This is a genomic window from Citrobacter rodentium NBRC 105723 = DSM 16636 (assembly GCF_021278985.1).
Classification (GTDB): Bacteria; Pseudomonadota; Gammaproteobacteria; order Enterobacterales; family Enterobacteriaceae; genus Citrobacter_A; species Citrobacter_A rodentium.
Genome location: NZ_CP082833.1, coordinates 1,190,710 through 1,208,707, shown reverse-complemented (window position 1 = coordinate 1,208,707; position 17,998 = coordinate 1,190,710). Strand labels below are relative to the sequence as shown.

Below are 17,998 nucleotides of genomic sequence, written 5' to 3'. Positions count from 1 at the left end.
CAGGAATCGTGAAAGAGTATGATTGCGACGGTAAAGGAATATTACCGTCGCAGGCGCGTTATTGCTTTTCAGGCGGGAAAATCAGGTTCAGTAAGATAGCGGTAATACCGCCCGCGGCAATGCCGGAAGAGAGCAGGTTTTTCACCCAGTCCGGCGCGAACTGCAGGATCAACGGCTGTTGAGAAACGCCGAGGCCCACCGCCAGTGAAAGCGCGATAATCAGGATGGCGCGGCGGTTCAGCGGTTCGCGGGACACAATGCGCACGCCGGAAGCGGCGATAGTGCCAAACATTACCAGCGTGGCGCCGCCGAGCACCGGTTCCGGAATGTGCTGTACAAAACCGCTTACCGCCGGGAACAGACCGAGCAGGATCAGCATCAGCGCCACGACAAATCCTACGTAGCGGCTGGCTACGCCGGTCAACTGAATGACGCCGTTGTTTTGCCCAAAGCAGGAGTTAGGAAAGGTGTTAAACACGGCGGAGACAAAAGAGTTCAGGCCGTTAGCCAGCACGCCGCCCTTCAGGCGTTTCATGTACAGCGGGCCGGAAACCGGTTGTTCAGAAACGTCAGAGGTTGCGGTGATATCGCCGATGGTTTCCAGCGAGGTGATCATAAACACCAGCATCAGCGGCAGCAGCAGATTCCAGTCGATGCCCAGACCGTAGTACAGCGGCGTCGGCACCATAATCAGCGCCTGGGAAGCGGGCGCGCTGTTCTCCGGTAGCATGCCCATAAACCACGCCAGCGCATAGCCGGCGGCCATGGCGATAACCAGCGAGGCGACGCGCAGGTACGGGTTACGTTGACGGTTAAGCAGAATGATCAGCACCAGCACCACGCCCGCCAGCAGGAGGTTTTTTGGCGCGCCGAAGGTGTTATTGCTCATGGCGGCATAACCGCCGCCAATAGACGTCAGGCCGACCTGAATCAGCGACAGGCCGATAATCATCACCACCACGCCCGAGACCAGCGGCGTGATAATGCGGCGCGCCAGATGCAGCACACGGGAGATCACCATCTCGGTGCAGCTTGCCAGCATCAGGGTGCCGAACAGCGCCGCCATCATGGTAGGAACGTCAGCGCCGCCGGTTTTCAGCGCGGTGCCGCCCATAATCAACGGCGCCACGAAGTTAAAGCTGGTTCCCTGAATCGACAGCAGCCCTGAACCGACCGGCCCCCATGCTTTAATCTGAATAATGGAGGCCACGCCGGACGCGAACAGCGACATGCTGATGATATGTTGCGTATCCTGAGCCGGTAATCCCAGCGCCTGACAGATAAGCAGCGCCGGGGTGATCACCGCAACGAACATCGCCAGCAGGTGCTGGCAGGCGGCAAACAGGGTTTGCGGTAGCGGCGGGCGATCTTCAAGACGATAAATCAGTTCACTGTTTTGAGTATGCGCAACCGGTTGCGCATTTTCTGATTCGAGGGCATTAACAGACATCAGAGGTAATCCCGTGGTGGAAAAGCGGGCATTTTAGCTGACCAGAGGGTAAAAGCAAACGTTTGCCAGGCAGGAATCTTAATATTTAAAACAACTAAACTCACCTTTTTATATAACTTTTACCTGGTTTCTGCTTAAAATCCATTCCGACAACTCATAAAGAGCAGAAAAATCAGGATAACCGTGCGTGAACGAATCATGCACACAACAGGAGCTTGTTTATGTTTCATCTCGATACCTTATCGACACTTGTTGCCGCAACGCTGACGTTGCTGCTGGGACGCAAGCTGGTTCAGTCAGTCTCCTTTCTCAAGAAATATACAATTCCTGAACCCGTGGCGGGCGGATTGCTGGTGGCGCTTGCCCTGCTGGTGCTGAAAAAAAGCATGGGCTGGGAAGTCGATTTTGATATGTCCCTGCGTGACCCGTTAATGCTGGCCTTTTTCGCCACCATCGGTCTTAACGCTAATATTGCCAGTCTGAGAAAGGGCGGCCGCGTTGTTGGCATCTTTCTGATTGTGGTCGTTGGGCTGCTGCTGATGCAAAACGCCATTGGTATTGGCATGGCGAGCCTGCTGGGACTGGACCCGTTAATGGGGCTGATTGCCGGTTCGATTACCCTGTCCGGCGGTCACGGCACCGGGGCGGCGTGGAGTAAGCTGTTTATCGAGCGCTACGGTTTTGCCAACGCGACGGAAGTGGCGATGGCCTGCGCCACCTTCGGTCTGGTGCTCGGCGGTCTGATTGGCGGGCCGGTTGCCCGTTATCTCGTTAAACACTCAACCACGCCAGACGGTATTCCTGACGACCAGGAAGTGCCGACGGCGTTTGAAAAACCGGACGTAGGGCGGATGATCACCTCGCTGGTGCTGATTGAAACAATCGCGCTTATCGCCATCTGTCTTACCGTCGGAAAGATCGTTGCGCAATTATTAGCGGGGACGGTGTTAGAACTGCCCACCTTTGTCTGCGTTCTGTTTGTCGGCGTGATCGTCAGTAACGGCCTGGCGCTGCTCGGCTTTTACCGCGTGTTTGAACGCGCGGTTTCCGTGCTGGGGAACGTCAGCCTGTCGCTGTTTCTGGCAATGGCGCTGATGAGCCTGAAGCTGTGGGAACTGGCGTCGCTGGCGCTGCCGATGCTGGCGATCCTGGTCGTGCAAACTGTCGCTATGGCGCTGTATGCCGTTTTCGTCACCTGGCGGATGATGGGGAAAAACTACGATGCCGCCGTGCTGGCTGCCGGTCACTGCGGGTTTGGGCTGGGGGCCACCCCAACGGCGATCGCCAACATGCAGGCGATTACCGACCGCTTCGGTCCGTCGCATATGGCGTTTCTGGTGGTGCCGATGGTGGGGGCGTTCTTTATCGATATCGTCAACGCGCTGGTGATTAAACTGTATCTGCTGTTGCCGATTTTTGCCCAGTAAAACTGACGTGGCGGCATCACTGCCGCCGCTTTTCCGGTGAGTATCAGGCGTTGGAATAACGCTCTGTTTCCGGCATCCAGCGTTCGATCAGCGCTTTTGCCTGTTGCGGATAGCGTTCATGGATATGGCGCGCAATGCGTTGAACTTCCGGGATAATGGCCTGATCGCGCAGTAAATCCGCTACTTTAAACTCGGCATTTCCGGTCTGACGCGTGCCCAGCAGTTCCCCCGGACCGCGAATTTCCAGATCTTTTTGCGCAATCACAAAGCCGTCGTTACTGTCGCGCAGCACCTGCAGACGCTTCTGCGCCGTTTTCGACAGCGGAGACTTGTAGAGCAGTACGCAGTGGGAGGCCACCGCGCCGCGGCCTACGCGACCACGAAGCTGATGTAATTGCGCCAGGCCCAGACGTTCCGGGTTTTCGATAATCATCAGGCTGGCGTTAGGCACATCCACTCCCACCTCTATCACCGTGGTTGCGACCAGCAGATGCAGTTCGCCCTGCTTAAATGCCGCCATTACCGCCTGTTTTTCCGCAGGCTTCATCCGGCCATGCACCAGCCCGACGTTCAGCTCCGGCAGGGCCAGCTTCAGCTCTTCCCATGTTGCCTCTGCGGCCTGCGCTTCTAACAGATCCGACTCTTCAATCAGCGTACATACCCAGTAGGCCTGGCGTCCTTCCTGAATGCAGGCGTTGCGTACCCGGTCAATAATATCGCTGCGCCGGGTATCCGGAATTGCGACCGTAGTAACGGGCGTGCGGCCAGGCGGCAGTTCGTCGATAACGGACGTATCGAGATCCGCGTAGGCGGTCATTGCCAGGGTTCGCGGGATCGGGGTGGCGGTCATGATTAACTGATGCGGATGGAAACCCTGCTGTTCACCCTTTTCCCATAGCGCCAGCCGCTGATGTACGCCAAAGCGGTGCTGTTCGTCGATAATCACCAGCGCAAGGCCGTTAAACTGCACCTGTTCCTGAAAGATGGCGTGCGTGCCGACGATCATCTGCACCTGACCGCTGGCAATTGCTTCCTGCTGCGCCTGTCTCGCTTTGCCTTTCTGTTTGCCGGCCAGCCAGCCGACTTCAACGCCCAGCGGCGCAAACCACTGGCGGAAGTTGTTGGCATGTTGTTCCGCCAGCAGTTCAGTCGGCGCCATCAGCGCCACCTGCCTGCCGTGCGCAATCGCCCGCAGCGCGGCGAGCGCCGCCACCAGCGTCTTACCGGAGCCGACATCGCCCTGTACCAGACGCATCATCGGCACATCGAGCGCCATATCGCGTTCGATTTCCGCCACCACGCGCGCCTGCGCGCCCGTCGGTTTAAAGGGTAAGGATGCTAACAGCTTATTTTTTAACGTATCGTTGGCGCTGAGCGGCTGCGCGTGGAAACGCTGCGCCCCGGCGCGAAGCGCCAGCATACTCAGGTTGTGCGCCAGCAGCTCTTCGAGGATCAACCGTCGCTGTGCCGGATGCTGCCCGGTTTCCAGATCGCTCAGTTTTAGGGTGGGCGGTGGACGATGCAGGGTGCGCAATGCTTCCGGCAGGCTCATCATCCCCTGTGACAGTTCCGGCGGCAGCAGTTCGGCAATAGCGCAGGTATCCATCAGGTCTAATGCCTGATCGGTCAGCTTGCGCAACGTCGCCTGTTTGATGCCTTCCGTTGTCGGATAGACGGGGGTAAGCGTCTCCTGCAACGCTGGCGTGCTGAGATCGCCCTGGATACGGTACTCCGGATGGATCATCTCCGCGCCGTACTTGCCGCGCTTCGCTTCGCCGTAGGCCAGCACGCGACGACCGGCAGCGAGACTGTTTTTCATCGCCGCGCTGAAGTTGAAAAAGCGCATGGTAAGGATGCCGGAGCCGTCACCGATCTGGCAGGTCATCATCCGGCGACCGCCAAAAGTGACATTGCAGTTCAGCACCTCGCCTTCCACCGTGGCGTAAATGCCCGGCAGCAGTTCGCCGATAGGGTAAAGATGGGTGCGATCTTCATAGCGCAGGGGGAGGTGCAACAGGAGGTCCTGCACGGTATGCAGACCGATTTTCGCAAGCTTGCTGCTTTGCGCCGCGCCAATGCCGGTTAAGGAATTCAGCGGGACGGCGTCTAACAAGCGGCCCGACATGGTGATTACCCCGCGGCCTGCATGGTTGCCCACCACTCTGCAGCGGCTTCAATCTCGCCCTGCTGATTGACATGGGGATAAGGCAGACCCTTGCGCTTCGCCACTTTGGCTAATACCGGATAGCCGCCCTCAAACAGCAGGCGCTGCTGTTCAGCTTCCGGCAGCATACTGTTTTCACGCAGGTACATACCGGCGTTCTGCCGCTGGCGCTGTGCTTCGTAGAGGATAAGGGCGGAGGCGACCGAGACGTTCAGCGACTGCACCATGCCGATCATCGGAATGATAATATCCCGATCGGCAAGGTCTAACGCTTCCTGAGTAATGCCGGTTTTCTCCTGCCCCATCAGGATACAGGTGGGGCGGGTGTAATCAATTTCGCGGAAATCAACTGCGTTATCAGAAAGATGGGTCGCCAGAACCTGCATACCCCGGCCTTTGAGATGGCTGACCGCATCGCCGATGGTGCGGTGCGTTTTCACCTGCACCCAGCTGTTGCTGCCCGCCGCCGCGGAGGCCATGGTGCGCATACGGCTGCCCGGCCAGACGGCGTGAACTTCATGGACGCCAACGGCATCTGCGGTACGAATGATCGCTGAAACGTTATGCGGTTTATGGACCTGCTCCATGCAGACGGTCAGATCAGGCTGCCGCCTGGCGAGCATTTCGCAGATACGTTCATAACGTTGTTCATTCATAAAACTAGTTTCGGTTACGGGTGACTTTGATCACGTCCGGCATGACGCGGATTTTGCGCATGATATTCGCCAGATGCACACGGTCGCGTGCGGTAAGGCGAATAAAGGCGCTGTAGACGCGACCATCTTTTTCTTCCGTATTCAGGCTCTGAATATTGGAGGTGGTGGTATTAATTGCCGCCGTCAGGTTAGCCAGCGCTCCCTGATGGTTAAACATATCCACTTTGATTTCCGTGATGAATTCCTGCGCCGTCTCTTTATCCCATTCGACAGCCATAAATTTCTCTGGCTCTTTCTGGTAGCCACGGATGTTTCGACAGGATTCATGGTGGATCACCAGCCCTTTGCCCGGACTGACGTGGGCGATGATCGGATCGCCGGGGATCGGACGACAGCATTTGGCGAAGGTGATCAACACGCCGTCAGCGCCCTTGATCGGCAGATGCCCGTGGCCGGTGTTTGTCGGTTGCGCCGCTGGCACAGAGGCGTCGCCCTGCTGTAAATTCTTCGCCACCACCACGCTCATCGCGTTGCCGAGGCCGATTTCCGCCAGCAGATCGTCGAGCGTTGCCAGCTTCATGCGATCAAGCTCGCGCTGGATGCTCTCCTGAGGAATTTCCGCCAGTTTACGGCTACCGCCCAGCGCATGATTGAGCAGGCGGCGTCCCAGGCTGACGGAATCATCGCGTTTAAGGTTTTTCAGCAGTTGGCGAATCTTGGCGCGCGCTTTCGAGCTGACAACAAAGTTCAGCCATGCCGCATTTGGCCGTGCGCCCGGCGCGGTGATAATTTCGACGGTCTGGCCGCTGGTGAGCGGCTGTGACAGCGGGTAGGGTTGTCTGTCGACGCGCGCGCCCACGCAGGCGTGACCGATATCGGTATGCACCGCATAGGCAAAATCGACAGGCGTGGCACCGGCAGGCAGTTCGACAATGCGCCCTTCCGGCGTGAAAACGTAAATCTCATCGGGGAAGAGATCGGATTTAACGCTCTCGATAAATTCAAATGAGCTGCCCGCGCTTTGCTGCAGTTCAAGCAGGCTTTGCATCCAGCGCTGCGCGCGGATCTGCGCGGTGGTGCTGGTTTCGCCATGCTCTTTATACGCCCAGTGCGCAGCGACCCCCATCTCCGCCATCTGATCCATGTCTTCGGTACGGATCTGCACTTCAACGGGCACGCCGTGCGGGCCGATCATCGACGTGTGCAAAGACTGATAGCCGTTCGCTTTGGGGATGGCGATATAGTCCTTCACGCGTCCCGGGCGCGGCTTATACAGGCTGTGCATCTGACCGAGCACGCGATAGCAGGTGTCGGCGTCATGCACGATAACGCGGAAGGCGTAGATATCCATAATCGAGTGGAAGCGCTGCTCTTTAAGCACCATCTTGCAGTAGATGGAATAAAGATGCTTCTCACGGCCGCTCACGCGACAGGGAATCCCCGCCTCCTGAAGCCGCCCTTCGATTTCAGAGAGGATTTTTTGGATCATCTCTTTACGGTTGCCGCGTGCGGCTTTGACCACCTCTTTGATCACCCGGTAGCGGTTCGGATACAGTGCTTCAAAACCCAGCTCTTCCAGCTCGGTCTTGATGTGATGAATACCTAAACGGTGCGCCAGCGGGCTGTATATCTCAAGGGTTTCACGGGCGATGCGTCGACGCTTATCCGGGCGTAAAGATCCCAGCGTGCGCATGTTGTGGGTGCGGTCAGCAAGCTTGATGAGAATGACGCGGATATCCTGCACCATCGCCATTATCATCTTGCGAAAGTTTTCGGCCTGCGCCTCTTTCTTGTCGCGGAATTTGAGCTTATCAAGCTTCGATACCCCTTCAACCAGTTCAGCAACGCTTTTACCAAACAGCTGCTCCATGTCCTGGTAGGTGGCGGGGGTATCTTCAATCACGTCATGCAGCAGCGCGGCCATCAGCGTTTCATAGTCGAGTTTCATCTCGGCCAGAATGCAGGCTACGGCAACAGGGTGCGTGATATAAGGTTCACCGCTTGAACGTGTCTGGCCCTCGTGAGCGTCACGTGCAACAAGATACGCCTGCCGAAGACGTTTGATCTGGTCTTCCGGCAGGTAATGTTGAATCAGCTGATTCAGGCTTTCAAACAGATACAAGGGCGACCCGCTTTGTGATTAACGACGACCTTCAGCAATAGCGGTAACGGCTTGTAATTCAGCGGCTTCCTGCTCTTGCTGTTCCTGGCGTTCACGAACATCGAGGATCTGGCTGTTGATCAGGCCTTCTTCGATTTCGCGCAGCGCGATTACGGTAGTTTTATCGTTTTCTTCCGGTACGAGCGGATCCTTTCCGCCTACCTGCATCTGACGAGCGCGACGCGCGGCGACCAGTACCAGGTCAAAACGGTTACCAATTTTCTCTACAGCGTCCTGAACAGTTACGCGTGCCATACTTAAAATGCTCCACAGGTGAAGAAATGACTGGGCATAATACTGAAAGTGGGTTCAGTCTGCCAACAGTTTGCTGATTAAAGCGTCATGACGCTGCTTTTGGCGGCTCATGCGCAGACGTTCGGCGCGAATGATGGTTTTCAGATCGCCCAGCGCGGTATCGAAATCATCATTCACAATAAGATAATCATATTCGGCGTAATGGCTCATTTCTGCAACAGCCTGCGCCATACGTTTGGCAATAACTTCTTCGCTGTCCTGACCACGACCCCGTAAACGGCGGTCCAGCTCAATCTTCGACGGCGGTAAAATAAAGATGCTGCGCGCATGGGGCATTTTCTGGCGAATCTGCTGGGCGCCCTGCCAGTCGATATCCAGAAAAACGTCCACGCCTGTTGCCAGCACTTGCTCAATGGTCTCGCGCGACGTGCCGTAGTAGTTGCCGAACACTTCCGCGTGCTCAAGGAAGGCGTCCTGCTCGATCATGGTTCTGAATTCGTCGTGGTTAACGAAGTAATAATGTTCGCCGTGAACCTCACCCGGGCGCGGAGCGCGCGTGGTGTGAGAAACAGAAACTTGGGTGTCATACAACGGTTGGGTTTTTAATAAAGCCTGAATCAGGCTGGATTTACCCGCGCCACTGGGGGCTGAAACAATATAAAGCGTGCCTTGAGCCATGAGTATCTTACGTATGTGATTATCTAACAGAACCTACATACGGGCTTATTATACACGTCAGCGCTACGCGACGTAGCTTTTGTCACACTTTTTGCGCCAGTTTGTAGCGATTTGCGAGCCAGTTTCCTGATTTATACGTCATTCACTGCAACAAAGCGACTTTCCCGGAAGCCTGTACGCAAAAGCCGATTTTGCCGCTCGGCCTGGCTGTCGTTACGCGCTATACCTGCCAGCCAACGGACACTGGAGGCGGCAATGAAAGGATGGATAACGATATTGTTCGGGCTGATGTGGCAGACGCAGTGTTGGGCTGCCTGTCCGAACTGGTCATCGGCGAGGGCGCAGGAGGAAATCTCCCGTTTACGACAGCAGATCGCCCGCTGGGATGACGATTACTGGAAAAAGGGGAAAAGCGCCATAGAAGATGGCGTTTATGACCAGCTGCGTACGCGGCTTGGCGACTGGCAACGCTGCTTCGGCGGGGATGCTACGCCAGCGCTTCTGCCTGCCATTGGCGGCACGGTCGCCCATCCTGTCGCCCATACCGGTGTCAAAAAGCTTACGGATAAACGCGCGCTACAGCAGTGGATGGCCGGGCGTGATGATCTTTGGGTGCAGCCAAAGGTTGATGGCGTGGCGGTGACGCTGGTGTATCGCAATGGCAGGTTAACGCGGGCGATAAGCCGCGGCGATGGTCTGAAAGGGGAGGACTGGACGGCTAAAGTGCAGCAGATTGCCGCCGTACCGCAGACGGTGACTGGCGGGCTGGCGAACAGCGTTTTGCAGGGGGAAATTTTCTGGCCGCAGGACAGGCATATCCAGCAAAAAATGGGCGGTAAGAATGCGCGCGCGAAAGTTGCGGGTCTGCTGATGCGCCGGGAGACGACCAGCGAAATCGCCTCGCAGGGGATCTTTATCTGGGCTTGGCCCGACGGGCCGCAAAGCATGGCCGAAAAAGTCACGCAGCTTAGTCAGGCGGGATTTACGCTTACAGAAAGGTTCACTCTGGCGGTAAAAAATGCACAAGAGGTAGAGCGCGCCCGATCGCACTGGTGGTCATCGGGGTTACCTTTTGTCACCGATGGCGTAGTTGTGCGAACGGGCAAGGAACCGGGCGCCCGCTATTGGTTACCGGGGCAAGGGAACTGGTTAGCGGCATGGAAATACCCATCGGTCGCTCAGGTCGCAGAAGTAACGGCTATACGGTTTATGGTCGGTAAGAGCGGAAAAATAGCCGCCGTGGCGACGCTTATGCCGGTCATGCTGGATGACAAACGCGTGCAGCGCGTCAATCTGGGATCGGTGAGGCGCTGGCAGGAGTGGGATATTGCGCCTGGCGATCAGATCCTCATCAGCCTTGCGGGTCAGGGGATTCCGCGGATCGATAAAGTGGTCTGGCGCGGAGTCGATCGCACGAAGCCCGTACCGCCGAAAGATCGGTTTAACGCGTTAACCTGTTTTTACGCTACCGATGCGTGCCAGGAGCAATTTATCTCCCGGCTGGCCTGGGTTGGCTCTCGCGGCGTATTGGATATTGAGGGAACAGGCGAGGCGGGCTGGCGAGCGCTCCATCAACATCATCACTTTGCGCACATCTTTTCATGGCTTGGCCTGACCCTTGAGCAGATCCAGCTCACGCCCGGATTCACAAAGGCCAGAGGGGAAAAGCTGTGGCATCAGTTTAACCTTGCCCGCAAAAAACCTTTCAAACGCTGGCTGCTGGCGATGGGAATACCGCTTACGCAGGCCGCGTTGAATATCAGCGGAGACAGTTCATGGCCGCAGCTTGCGGCGCAGAGCGAAAAGCACTGGCGGCAACTTCCCGGAACCGGAGCGGGCCGCGCGGCGTCGGTTATTGAATGGATAAGGTGCGCAGAGATAGTTGCGCTGAGCCGTTGGTTAGATGCTCAGCGTATCGATGGTTTTGCTTCTCAATGACTTTCATGACGGTAGTAAAACACCGGCAAGCCCAGTTTAAGGCGCAGCGCCAGCAGTCGTGCGACAAAACCAAACATCAGCGTTGAGATGACGACGACGTCATGGCTGGAAACGTACTGCTGCAGAACGATTTAAAGTACGGCGGATGCAAAGGAGACGCCGGCATAAAGCTCTTTCTGGAATACGAGAGGTATACGTTTACAAAACATATCGCGCAGTACGCCGCCGAAGACGCCAGTAATGACGGCAGCAACAACGGCAATGACTGGCCCGTGGCCCATATCCAGCGCAACCTGAGCGCCGATGATTGAAAAGACCACCAGCCCTAAGGCGTCTAAAAGCAGGAATAGCTTACGCAGGTAGGGCATGACCGGCGCCATGATGGTTGTCAACACGGCAGCGGTAGCGACGATGATGACGTATTCAGGATGCTGAACCCAGCCGAGAGGATAGTGGCCGAGCAGGATATCGCGAACGGAACCGCCACCGATGGCTGTTGCGGTTGCAATAATAATTACGCCAAATGTATCCATTCGCCGACGACCCGCTGCCAGCGCGCCTGTCATGGCTTCAGCGGTAATACCGATAAGATACAAAACATGTAACAGCATGACTCCCCCTACGATTAGCGCGCCAGAGAGTAACGATTTGTGCGGGATATCACGATTGAGATTTTCTAAGGCGAGAGGGTTTTAATAAAACCTGCTTATGCGAAACGGCAGGTTATGCCACGTGTAGAATGAATATTACATTTTTTGAACAGAAAAGAGGATGAGAAAAAATAATGGCTAAAGTGGCGCATGATACTCGCGAACAGAAAACGTAGCGCCGCCGGATGCGGCGGGCTACGTTTGCTTAGTTTTACTCGATGTTCTGAATCTGCTCGCGCATCTGCTCGATCAGGACCTTCAGCTCAATCGCCGAATTGGTCACTTCAGCGTTGATCGACTTCGAGGCCAGGGTGTTCGACTCGCGGTTAAATTCCTGCATCATAAAGTCCAGACGGCGGCCTACCGCTTCCTTTTTCTTCAGAATGTTGTAGGTTTCTTTGACGTGCGCTTCCAGGCGGTCCAGCTCTTCCGCCACATCGATGCGCTGCGCCATCAGCACCAGTTCCTGCTCAAGACGGTTGTTTTCCAGCTGGACCTGCGCATCTTCCAGCTTGGCGACCAGTCGTTCACGCTGCCATTGCAGGATTTCCGGCATATGGGCGCGGACCTTCGCCACCTCGGTGCTAACGCCTTCCAGACGCTGTTCGATCAGGCTCTTCAGCGCCTGCCCTTCCGTTTCCCTGGCGACGATAAAGTCGTCCAGCGTGCCGTCCAGCGCGGTGAGGATATCTGCGGCAATCGCGTCAAGATCCTGCTCCTGCGCCGCCATTACGCCGGGCCAGCGCAGGATATCAACCGGATTGATTTCCCCTTCATCGCTCTGCATTTTGACCCAGTTTGCGGCGCTTACGAGCTGCTTTGCGAGTTTCTCATTCAGAATGAGTTCACTCTGTGCGCTGACGTCCGGCTCAAAACGCAGCGTACATTCGATTTTACCGCGCGTCAGGCGCGTACGAATACGCTCACGAACTACAGGTTCAAGGCTACGGAACTGTTCCGGCAGACGAAAGTAAGTTTCCAGATAACGCTGGTTTACCGAGCGCATTTCCCATGTGGCGCTACCCCATTCACCCTTGATTTCACGCCGGGCGTAGGCGGTCATACTGCGGATCATAGACGTTCCTGTTTTTAAAGGAGAGATGGGAGGATTATAGCCATCCCGGCCTTGTCAGGATAGGAATAACCACGGGAAGTCCGTATAATGCGCAGCCACATTCGTTTCAAGCCGGAGATCTCAATATGCGTCCAGCAGGCCGTAGCGCTAATCAGGTGCGTCCCGTAACCCTGACCCGTAACTATACAAAACATGCTGAAGGCTCGGTGCTGGTGGAATTTGGCGATACCAAAGTGCTGTGCACCGCCTCTATTGATGAAGGCGTACCGCGTTTTTTGAAAGGTCAGGGGCAGGGCTGGATCACCGCTGAATATGGCATGCTGCCGCGCGCCACCCATACCCGTAACGCGCGTGAAGCGGCAAAGGGCAAGCAGGGCGGTCGCACAATGGAGATCCAGCGACTGATCGCGCGGGCGCTGCGCGCGGCGGTAGACCTGAAAACGCTGGGTGAATTCACCATCACCCTGGACTGCGACGTGATCCAGGCCGATGGCGGTACGCGTACGGCCTCGATTACCGGCGCCTGCGTTGCGCTGGCGGATGCGCTGAATAAGCTGGTGGCGAGCGGCAAACTAAAAACTAATCCAATGAAAGGCATGGTTGCCGCGGTATCTGTTGGTATCGTCAACGGTGAAGCGCTCTGCGATCTTGAGTATGTGGAAGATTCTGCGGCTGAAACGGATATGAACGTTGTGATGACTGAAGACGGGCGAATCATTGAGGTTCAGGGAACGGCGGAGGGTGAACCGTTCAGCCATGAAGAACTCCTCACTCTGCTGGCGTTGGCCCGGGGGGGGATCGAATCTATTGTCGCGACGCAGAAGGCGGCGTTAGAAAATTGATTTTAAGGCGACCAGTGAGTCGCCTTTTTTTGTCCGTAAATTCCGTAAATGATGAAAGTGAAAAGAGGAGCGAATCCATGAAACCGTATCAGCGCCAGTTTATTGAGTTTGCGCTTAACAAACAGGTTCTCAAGTTTGGCGAATTTACGCTGAAATCCGGGCGCAAAAGCCCCTATTTCTTCAACGCCGGACTGTTTAATACCGGGCGCGATCTGGCACTGTTAGGCCGTTTTTACGCCGAAGCGTTGGTGGATTCCGCAATTGAGTTCGATTTGCTGTTTGGCCCGGCTTACAAAGGCATTCCGATTGCGACCACCACGGCGGTGGCGCTGGCGGAACATCATGACAAAGACCTGCCGTACTGCTTTAACCGTAAGGAAGCGAAAGATCACGGCGAAGGCGGGAATCTGGTAGGCAGCGCGCTGGAAGGCCGCGTTATGCTGGTGGACGATGTGATCACCGCCGGCACCGCGATTCGCGAATCAATGGAAATTATCCAGGCCAACGGCGCGACGCTGGCAGGCGTGCTGATCTCTTTAGATCGTCAGGAGCGTGGACGTGGTGAAATTTCAGCCATCCAGGAAGTGGAACGCGATTACGGTTGCCAGGTAATTTCGATTATCACTCTGAAAGACCTGATTGCCTATCTGGAAGAGAAGCCCGAGATGGCGGAGCATCTGGCTGCGGTGCGGGCATACCGGGAAGCATACGGCGTGTAATATCTTTGCCCGGTGGCGCTGCGCTTAGCGGGCCGGGCAATCTTCAGGCCGGATAAGGCGAAACCGCCATCCGGCGACGACGTTACTGCAATTGCGCGGCAATCAGCGGCCAGCGGGCATCGAAGTCCTCTGTGGGACGGTATTTGAATTCGCTGCGCACAAAGCGTGACAGCATCCCTTCACAGAAGGCCAGCAGCTGGCTTGCCAGCAGCGTTTCATCGGTAACGTATCCTTCGCCTTCGCGCATACGTTTTTCCCGCAGCACCTGACGTAATTGCGCCTCAATGCGTTCAAACAGCTGATTGATTCTGCCCTGCAAACGGTCCTGTTCAAACATCAGCGCGTGGCCGGTAAGGATACGCGTCAGGCCTGGATTGCGTTCGCCGAAGCCCAGAATCAGTAACACGATCAGACGCAGCCGCGCGCTAGTGTCTTTTTCATCTTTCAGTATCAGGTTGATACGGGTGATCAGGCTGTCTTCGATAAACTCAATCAGGCTGTCGAACATGCGAGTCTTGCTGGGAAAGTGGCGATATAACGCCGCTTCGGAAACGCCGACAGAAGCTGCCAGTTTTGCCGTTGTGATGCGTTGGCTTCCATCGCTGGATTCCAGCATCAGCGCCAGAGACTGAAGTATTTCTTCGCGACGGTTCCTTTTCGCAGTTTGTTTTTCTGCCATGTTACAAAATACCCCTGAAAATAAGCACTTGCCAGGCAAGCATCCACGCTATGGCCGCAAACATGGCGTTTGCGGCGATGTTATGACGTTATTGGGATGCGTGAATGCCTTATTTACGACCTGAATGGCCGAAACCACCTTCACCACGATCGGTGGCGTCAAACTCTTCCACCAGATTAAATTCAGCCTGCACAACCGGTACAAAGACCATCTGCGCGATACGTTCACCTGGTTCAATAGTGAAGCTGTCCTGACCGCGGTTCCAGACAGATACCATCAGCTGTCCCTGGTAGTCTGAGTCAATCAGACCAACCAGATTCCCCAGCACGATACCATGCTTATGGCCAAGGCCGGAACGCGGCAGGATAACCGCAGCCAGTGACGGATCGGCGATATGAATAGCCAGCCCGGTCGGCAGCAGCGTGGTTGCGCCCGGCGCCAGCTCTACGGCGTCATCCAGACAGGCTCGCAGGTCAAGTCCGGCGGAACCGGAGGTGGCATACGTCGGCAGCGGGAACTGCTTGCCGACACGCGGGTCCAGAATCTTAACGTCGATTTTTTTCATCATAACGGGTCACGATCTCGTCGAGTAATAATTGGCCCAGGAGCGCTTTCCGCTCAAGCGGTAAGACTTTATCTCCATCCTGCCAGAAAAGGTGTAATGCGTTGCTGTCGCTATTAAATCCTTGAGTTGATAGCGAAACGTCGTTAGCGCAGATCATATCAAGGTTTTTGCGGATACGTTTTTGCCGGGCGTATTCTTCCACATTATTTGTTTCCGCGGCAAACCCAACGACAAAAGGACGATGATCTTTCAGCGCGGCGACCCCGGCGATGATATCGGGGTTTTTAACCATTTTTACTGTTAATTCATCGCCCTGCGTCGCCTGTTTTTTTATTTTTTCACTGGCGACGGCGGCTGCCCGATAGTCGGCGACAGCCGCACAGCCGATAAAAATATGCTGTTGCTGTATGGTGGACTGCACTGCTGCTTCCATTTCCAGCGCGGTCATCACGTCAACGCGCTGCACGAACGGCGGCGTTGGTAAGGTGACGGGACCGGCAACCAGCGTAACGTTCGCCCCGCGTCGCGCTGCGGCGGCGGCAATCGCAAAGCCCATTTTGCCGGAACTGTGATTGGAAATATAACGGACCGGATCGAGCGGCTCACGCGTCGGACCCGCAGTAATCATGATGTTGAGATGTTGCAGAGTGGCGGCGGGTGAGAAATGCGCCGCGGCCATATCGACAATGGTTAACGGATCCAGCATACGGCCCGGCCCCACGTCTCCGCAGGCCTGACTGCCGCTATCCGGCCCCCAGATTAACAGACCGCGGGAGGCAAGCTGTTCCAGATTATGCTGAGTGGCCGCGGCGCGATACATCTGCTGGTTCATTGCTGGCAGGACAGCAACGGGCGCCGGTGTCGCCAGACAAATCGTGGAAACCAGATCGTTGGCCATACCGGCCGCAACCCGCGCGATGAGATCCGCCGTCGCAGGAGCGAGAATCACCAGATCGGCCCATTTCCCCAGTTCAATATGGCCCATTGCGGCTTCCGCCGCTGGATCTAGCAGGCTGTCGGACACGGGATACCCGGAAACCGCCTGCAGGCTGAGTGGGGTGATAAAGGCTTTAGCCGCCTCGGTCATTGCCACACGGACATCGGCGCCGCGTTCGCGCAGGCGACGCACCAGTTCAGGGGTTTTATAGGCGGCAATACCGCCGCTGACGCCGAGAACGATTTTTTTACCGGCCAGGCTCATCATGATCTTTCCTGTTGGATTACACCAGAAGGCGGCCATTTTACCACAATCCGTAAACTGTCGTGCGTTCCCCCATGCCGCACTTTGCGAGGCGCTACGCAGGTGTTGAAATTCCCCGTCGAATCCCCGCTGGCGCTGTGCCACTATGCGCGCTGGCATAAGGAGGTGTTGCTATGGAAAGGGTTGAGCGCGTACTTCCACGGGAAAAATTGTTAGAACAGGGAATCGAGACGCTGACGGATGCCGAGCTGTTGGCGCTCTTTTTACGCACCGGAACGCCGGGAAAAGATGTCTTTACGCTGGCGAAGGAGATCCTCGAACATTTTGGTTCTCTCTATAGCCTGTTGACGGCGGATTATTCGCAGTTCGTTTCGGTGACCGGCATTGGCGTGGCAAAGTATGCGCAGCTAAAGGGCATCGCTGAACTGGCCCGGCGCTTTTACGAAGCAAAAATTAAAGAGGCGAACCCGCTGCTCAGTCCCGAACTGACGCAGAACTTCCTGCAAAGTCAGTTTGCCGGTGAAGAACGGGAAATCTTCATGGTTATTTTTCTTGATACGCAGCATAAGGTTATTAAGCACAGCCGCCTCTTTTCCGGCACGCTGAGCCATGTTGAGGTCCATCCGCGGGAAATTATTCGTGAAGCAATAAAAATCAATGCATCAGCGCTGATCCTTGCGCATAATCACCCGTCAGGCTGTGCAGAGCCGAGTAAAGCGGATAAACTCATCACCGAGCGTGTAATAAAGTGCTGTCAGTTCATGGACATCCGCGTGCTTGATCATCTTGTCATCGGGCGCGGAGAATACGTTTCGTTTGCGGAGCGCGGCTGGATTTGACCTGCTTTGCGCGATCCATCGGGATCTTTGTCTGTTCGGGACTTGAGCACATCGCTGACTCAGCGTATACTACGCCACCTTTGAGAATCTCGGGTTTGGCATTTGGGCCTGGCAATCGAGAGTTCACTTAGACACGACATCATTCGGGTATCCACAGAGACAGCCTGAACGATACGTGTAGAACTGCGATGACCGGGCTGTAAAGCCTGACGAGGCGCCGATACCCCATACGAAGCTCGAGCTAATTTGATTTTTGGAGAATAGACATGTCCCGAGTCTGCCAAGTTACTGGCAAGCGTCCGGTGACCGGTAACAACCGTTCCCACGCACTGAACGCGACTAAACGCCGCTTCCTGCCTAACCTGCACTCTCACCGTTTTTGGGTTGAGAGCGAAAAGCGTTTTGTCACCCTGCGTGTATCTGCTAAAGGTATGCGTGTAATTGATAAGAAAGGCATCGAAACAGTTCTGTCTGAACTGCGTGCCCGTGGCGAAAAGTACTAAGTACTTAAAGAGGAAATAAATCATGGCTAAAGGTATTCGTGAGAAGATCAAGCTGGTTTCTTCTGCTGGTACTGGTCACTTCTATACCACTACGAAGAACAAACGTACTAAGCCGGAAAAACTGGAACTGAAAAAATTCGATCCAGTTGTTCGTCAGCACGTTATCTACAAAGAAGCGAAAATTAAGTAATTCTCG

Annotated in this window: 17 protein-coding genes and 1 pseudogene; 7 read left to right on the top strand and 11 right to left on the bottom strand. The window is 55.7% G+C overall.

All coding sequences use genetic code 11. The features are described 5' to 3' along the window. Nucleotides 1-58: 58 nt before the first annotated feature. Entirely contained in the window at nucleotides 59-1,450 is a 1,392-nt protein-coding gene (gene xanP / locus K7R23_RS05680) for a xanthine/proton symporter XanP (protein WP_012908108.1), read from the bottom strand. Between the two features lie 221 nt (nucleotides 1,451-1,671). On the opposite strand from xanP, the gene gltS reads away from it, so the two are divergent. Further along, entirely contained in the window at nucleotides 1,672-2,877 is a 1,206-nt protein-coding gene (gene gltS, locus K7R23_RS05675) for a sodium/glutamate symporter (RefSeq protein WP_012908109.1), read from the top strand. Nucleotides 2,878-2,920: 43 nt separating this feature from the next. Here gltS and recG read toward each other — a convergent pair whose 3' ends face one another. From recG to gmk, 5 genes are read right to left on the bottom strand one after another with little or no spacing between them, the layout of a single operon-like run. After that, nucleotides 2,921-5,002, bottom strand: coding sequence for an ATP-dependent DNA helicase RecG (gene recG, locus K7R23_RS05670; RefSeq protein WP_012908110.1), 2,082 nt, complete (start codon nucleotides 5,000-5,002; stop codon nucleotides 2,921-2,923). A 5-nt stretch (nucleotides 5,003-5,007) separates the two neighbouring features. After that, nucleotides 5,008-5,697: a tRNA (guanosine(18)-2'-O)-methyltransferase TrmH gene (gene trmH / locus K7R23_RS05665; RefSeq protein WP_012908111.1), complete on the bottom strand. Its 690-nt coding sequence runs from the start codon at nucleotides 5,695-5,697 to the stop codon at nucleotides 5,008-5,010. Between the two features lie 4 nt (nucleotides 5,698-5,701). Next, entirely contained in the window at nucleotides 5,702-7,819 is a 2,118-nt protein-coding gene (gene spoT, locus K7R23_RS05660; RefSeq protein ID WP_012908112.1) for a bifunctional GTP diphosphokinase/guanosine-3',5'-bis pyrophosphate 3'-pyrophosphohydrolase, read from the bottom strand. 18 nt (nucleotides 7,820-7,837) lie between these two features. Continuing rightward, the gene (gene rpoZ, locus K7R23_RS05655; protein ID WP_012908113.1) at nucleotides 7,838-8,113 is read right to left on the bottom strand and encodes a DNA-directed RNA polymerase subunit omega; all 276 of its coding nucleotides are present in this window, start codon (nucleotides 8,111-8,113) and stop codon (nucleotides 7,838-7,840) included. Between the two features lie 54 nt (nucleotides 8,114-8,167). Continuing rightward, nucleotides 8,168-8,791, bottom strand: coding sequence for a guanylate kinase (gene gmk, locus K7R23_RS05650; protein WP_012908114.1), 624 nt, complete (start codon nucleotides 8,789-8,791; stop codon nucleotides 8,168-8,170). 255 nt (nucleotides 8,792-9,046) lie between these two features. On the opposite strand from gmk, the gene ligB reads away from it, so the two are divergent. After that, nucleotides 9,047-10,729, top strand: coding sequence for an NAD-dependent DNA ligase LigB (ligB, locus tag K7R23_RS05645; RefSeq protein WP_012908115.1), 1,683 nt, complete (start codon nucleotides 9,047-9,049; stop codon nucleotides 10,727-10,729). On the opposite strand, the pseudogene K7R23_RS05640 reads toward ligB, so the two are convergent. Further along, nucleotides 10,723-11,340, bottom strand: a pseudogene (locus K7R23_RS05640) (trimeric intracellular cation channel family protein). The gene ligB and the pseudogene K7R23_RS05640 sit on opposite strands and share 7 nt — an antisense overlap. A gap of 250 nt (nucleotides 11,341-11,590) precedes the next feature. After that, a complete protein-coding gene (locus K7R23_RS05635; RefSeq protein WP_012908116.1) occupies nucleotides 11,591-12,454 on the bottom strand; it encodes a YicC/YloC family endoribonuclease in 864 nt (287 codons plus the stop codon). 125 nt (nucleotides 12,455-12,579) lie between these two features. Here K7R23_RS05635 and rph point away from each other — a divergent pair, with 125 nt between their 5' ends. Together rph and pyrE are read left to right on the top strand one after the other, a co-directional pair. Then, complete coding sequence (gene rph, locus K7R23_RS05630) at nucleotides 12,580-13,296, top strand: ribonuclease PH (RefSeq protein ID WP_003024054.1); 717 nt, start codon at nucleotides 12,580-12,582, stop codon at nucleotides 13,294-13,296. A gap of 77 nt (nucleotides 13,297-13,373) precedes the next feature. Then, a complete protein-coding gene (gene pyrE / locus K7R23_RS05625) occupies nucleotides 13,374-14,015 on the top strand; it encodes an orotate phosphoribosyltransferase (protein ID WP_012908117.1) in 642 nt (213 codons plus the stop codon). 82 nt (nucleotides 14,016-14,097) lie between these two features. Here the strand turns inward: pyrE and slmA are convergent, their stop codons facing one another. From slmA to coaBC, 3 genes are all read right to left on the bottom strand, one after another. Then, nucleotides 14,098-14,694, bottom strand: coding sequence for a nucleoid occlusion factor SlmA (gene slmA, locus K7R23_RS05620; RefSeq protein ID WP_012908118.1), 597 nt, complete (start codon nucleotides 14,692-14,694; stop codon nucleotides 14,098-14,100). 109 nt (nucleotides 14,695-14,803) lie between these two features. Beyond that, on the bottom strand, nucleotides 14,804-15,262 hold the full coding sequence (gene dut, locus K7R23_RS05615; protein WP_012908119.1) for a dUTP diphosphatase: 459 nt from the start codon (nucleotides 15,260-15,262) through the stop codon (nucleotides 14,804-14,806). After that, nucleotides 15,240-16,460, bottom strand: a complete 1,221-nt coding sequence (gene coaBC / locus K7R23_RS05610; RefSeq protein ID WP_012908120.1) for a bifunctional phosphopantothenoylcysteine decarboxylase/phosphopantothenate--cysteine ligase CoaBC — start codon at nucleotides 16,458-16,460, stop codon at nucleotides 15,240-15,242. Before coaBC ends, dut begins: the two co-directional genes overlap by 23 nt. A 173-nt stretch (nucleotides 16,461-16,633) precedes the next feature. Here coaBC and radC point away from each other — a divergent pair, with 173 nt between their 5' ends. The 3 genes from radC (at nucleotide 16,634) to rpmG (ending at nucleotide 17,992) form a co-directional block, all read left to right on the top strand. Further along, the gene (radC, locus tag K7R23_RS05605; protein ID WP_012908121.1) at nucleotides 16,634-17,299 is read left to right on the top strand and encodes a RadC family protein; all 666 of its coding nucleotides are present in this window, start codon (nucleotides 16,634-16,636) and stop codon (nucleotides 17,297-17,299) included. 266 nt (nucleotides 17,300-17,565) lie between these two features. Further along, nucleotides 17,566-17,802 (top strand): 50S ribosomal protein L28, encoded by a 237-nt coding sequence (gene rpmB / locus K7R23_RS05600; RefSeq protein ID WP_003024071.1) that lies wholly within the window; start codon nucleotides 17,566-17,568, stop codon nucleotides 17,800-17,802. Nucleotides 17,803-17,824: 22 nt separating this feature from the next. Next, nucleotides 17,825-17,992 (top strand): 50S ribosomal protein L33, encoded by a 168-nt coding sequence (gene rpmG, locus K7R23_RS05595; protein ID WP_001051798.1) that lies wholly within the window; start codon nucleotides 17,825-17,827, stop codon nucleotides 17,990-17,992. The last annotated feature ends 6 nt before the right edge of the window (nucleotides 17,993-17,998 follow it).

Bases quoted from the DNA above. Each gene is read 5' to 3' on its own strand.
- coaBC (WP_012908120.1), bottom strand. From the start codon at position 16,460: ATGAGCCTGGCCGGTAAAAAAATCGTTCTCGGCGTCAGCGGCGGTATT.
- recG (WP_012908110.1), bottom strand. From the start codon at position 5,002: ATGTCGGGCCGCTTGTTAGACGCCGTCCCGCTGAATTCCTTAACCGGC.
- radC (WP_012908121.1), top strand. From the start codon at position 16,634: ATGGAAAGGGTTGAGCGCGTACTTCCACGGGAAAAATTGTTAGAACAG.
- dut (WP_012908119.1), bottom strand. From the start codon at position 15,262: ATGATGAAAAAAATCGACGTTAAGATTCTGGACCCGCGTGTCGGCAAG.
- xanP (WP_012908108.1), bottom strand. From the start codon at position 1,450: ATGTCTGTTAATGCCCTCGAATCAGAAAATGCGCAACCGGTTGCGCAT.
- trmH (WP_012908111.1), bottom strand. From the start codon at position 5,697: ATGAATGAACAACGTTATGAACGTATCTGCGAAATGCTCGCCAGGCGG.
- rpoZ (WP_012908113.1), bottom strand. From the start codon at position 8,113: ATGGCACGCGTAACTGTTCAGGACGCTGTAGAGAAAATTGGTAACCGT.
- rpmB (WP_003024071.1), top strand. From the start codon at position 17,566: ATGTCCCGAGTCTGCCAAGTTACTGGCAAGCGTCCGGTGACCGGTAAC.
- ligB (WP_012908115.1), top strand. From the start codon at position 9,047: ATGAAAGGATGGATAACGATATTGTTCGGGCTGATGTGGCAGACGCAG.
- K7R23_RS05635 (WP_012908116.1), bottom strand. From the start codon at position 12,454: ATGATCCGCAGTATGACCGCCTACGCCCGGCGTGAAATCAAGGGTGAA.
- slmA (WP_012908118.1), bottom strand. From the start codon at position 14,694: ATGGCAGAAAAACAAACTGCGAAAAGGAACCGTCGCGAAGAAATACTT.
- rpmG (WP_001051798.1), top strand. From the start codon at position 17,825: ATGGCTAAAGGTATTCGTGAGAAGATCAAGCTGGTTTCTTCTGCTGGT.
- gmk (WP_012908114.1), bottom strand. From the start codon at position 8,791: ATGGCTCAAGGCACGCTTTATATTGTTTCAGCCCCCAGTGGCGCGGGT.
- gltS (WP_012908109.1), top strand. From the start codon at position 1,672: ATGTTTCATCTCGATACCTTATCGACACTTGTTGCCGCAACGCTGACG.
- pyrE (WP_012908117.1), top strand. From the start codon at position 13,374: ATGAAACCGTATCAGCGCCAGTTTATTGAGTTTGCGCTTAACAAACAG.
- rph (WP_003024054.1), top strand. From the start codon at position 12,580: ATGCGTCCAGCAGGCCGTAGCGCTAATCAGGTGCGTCCCGTAACCCTG.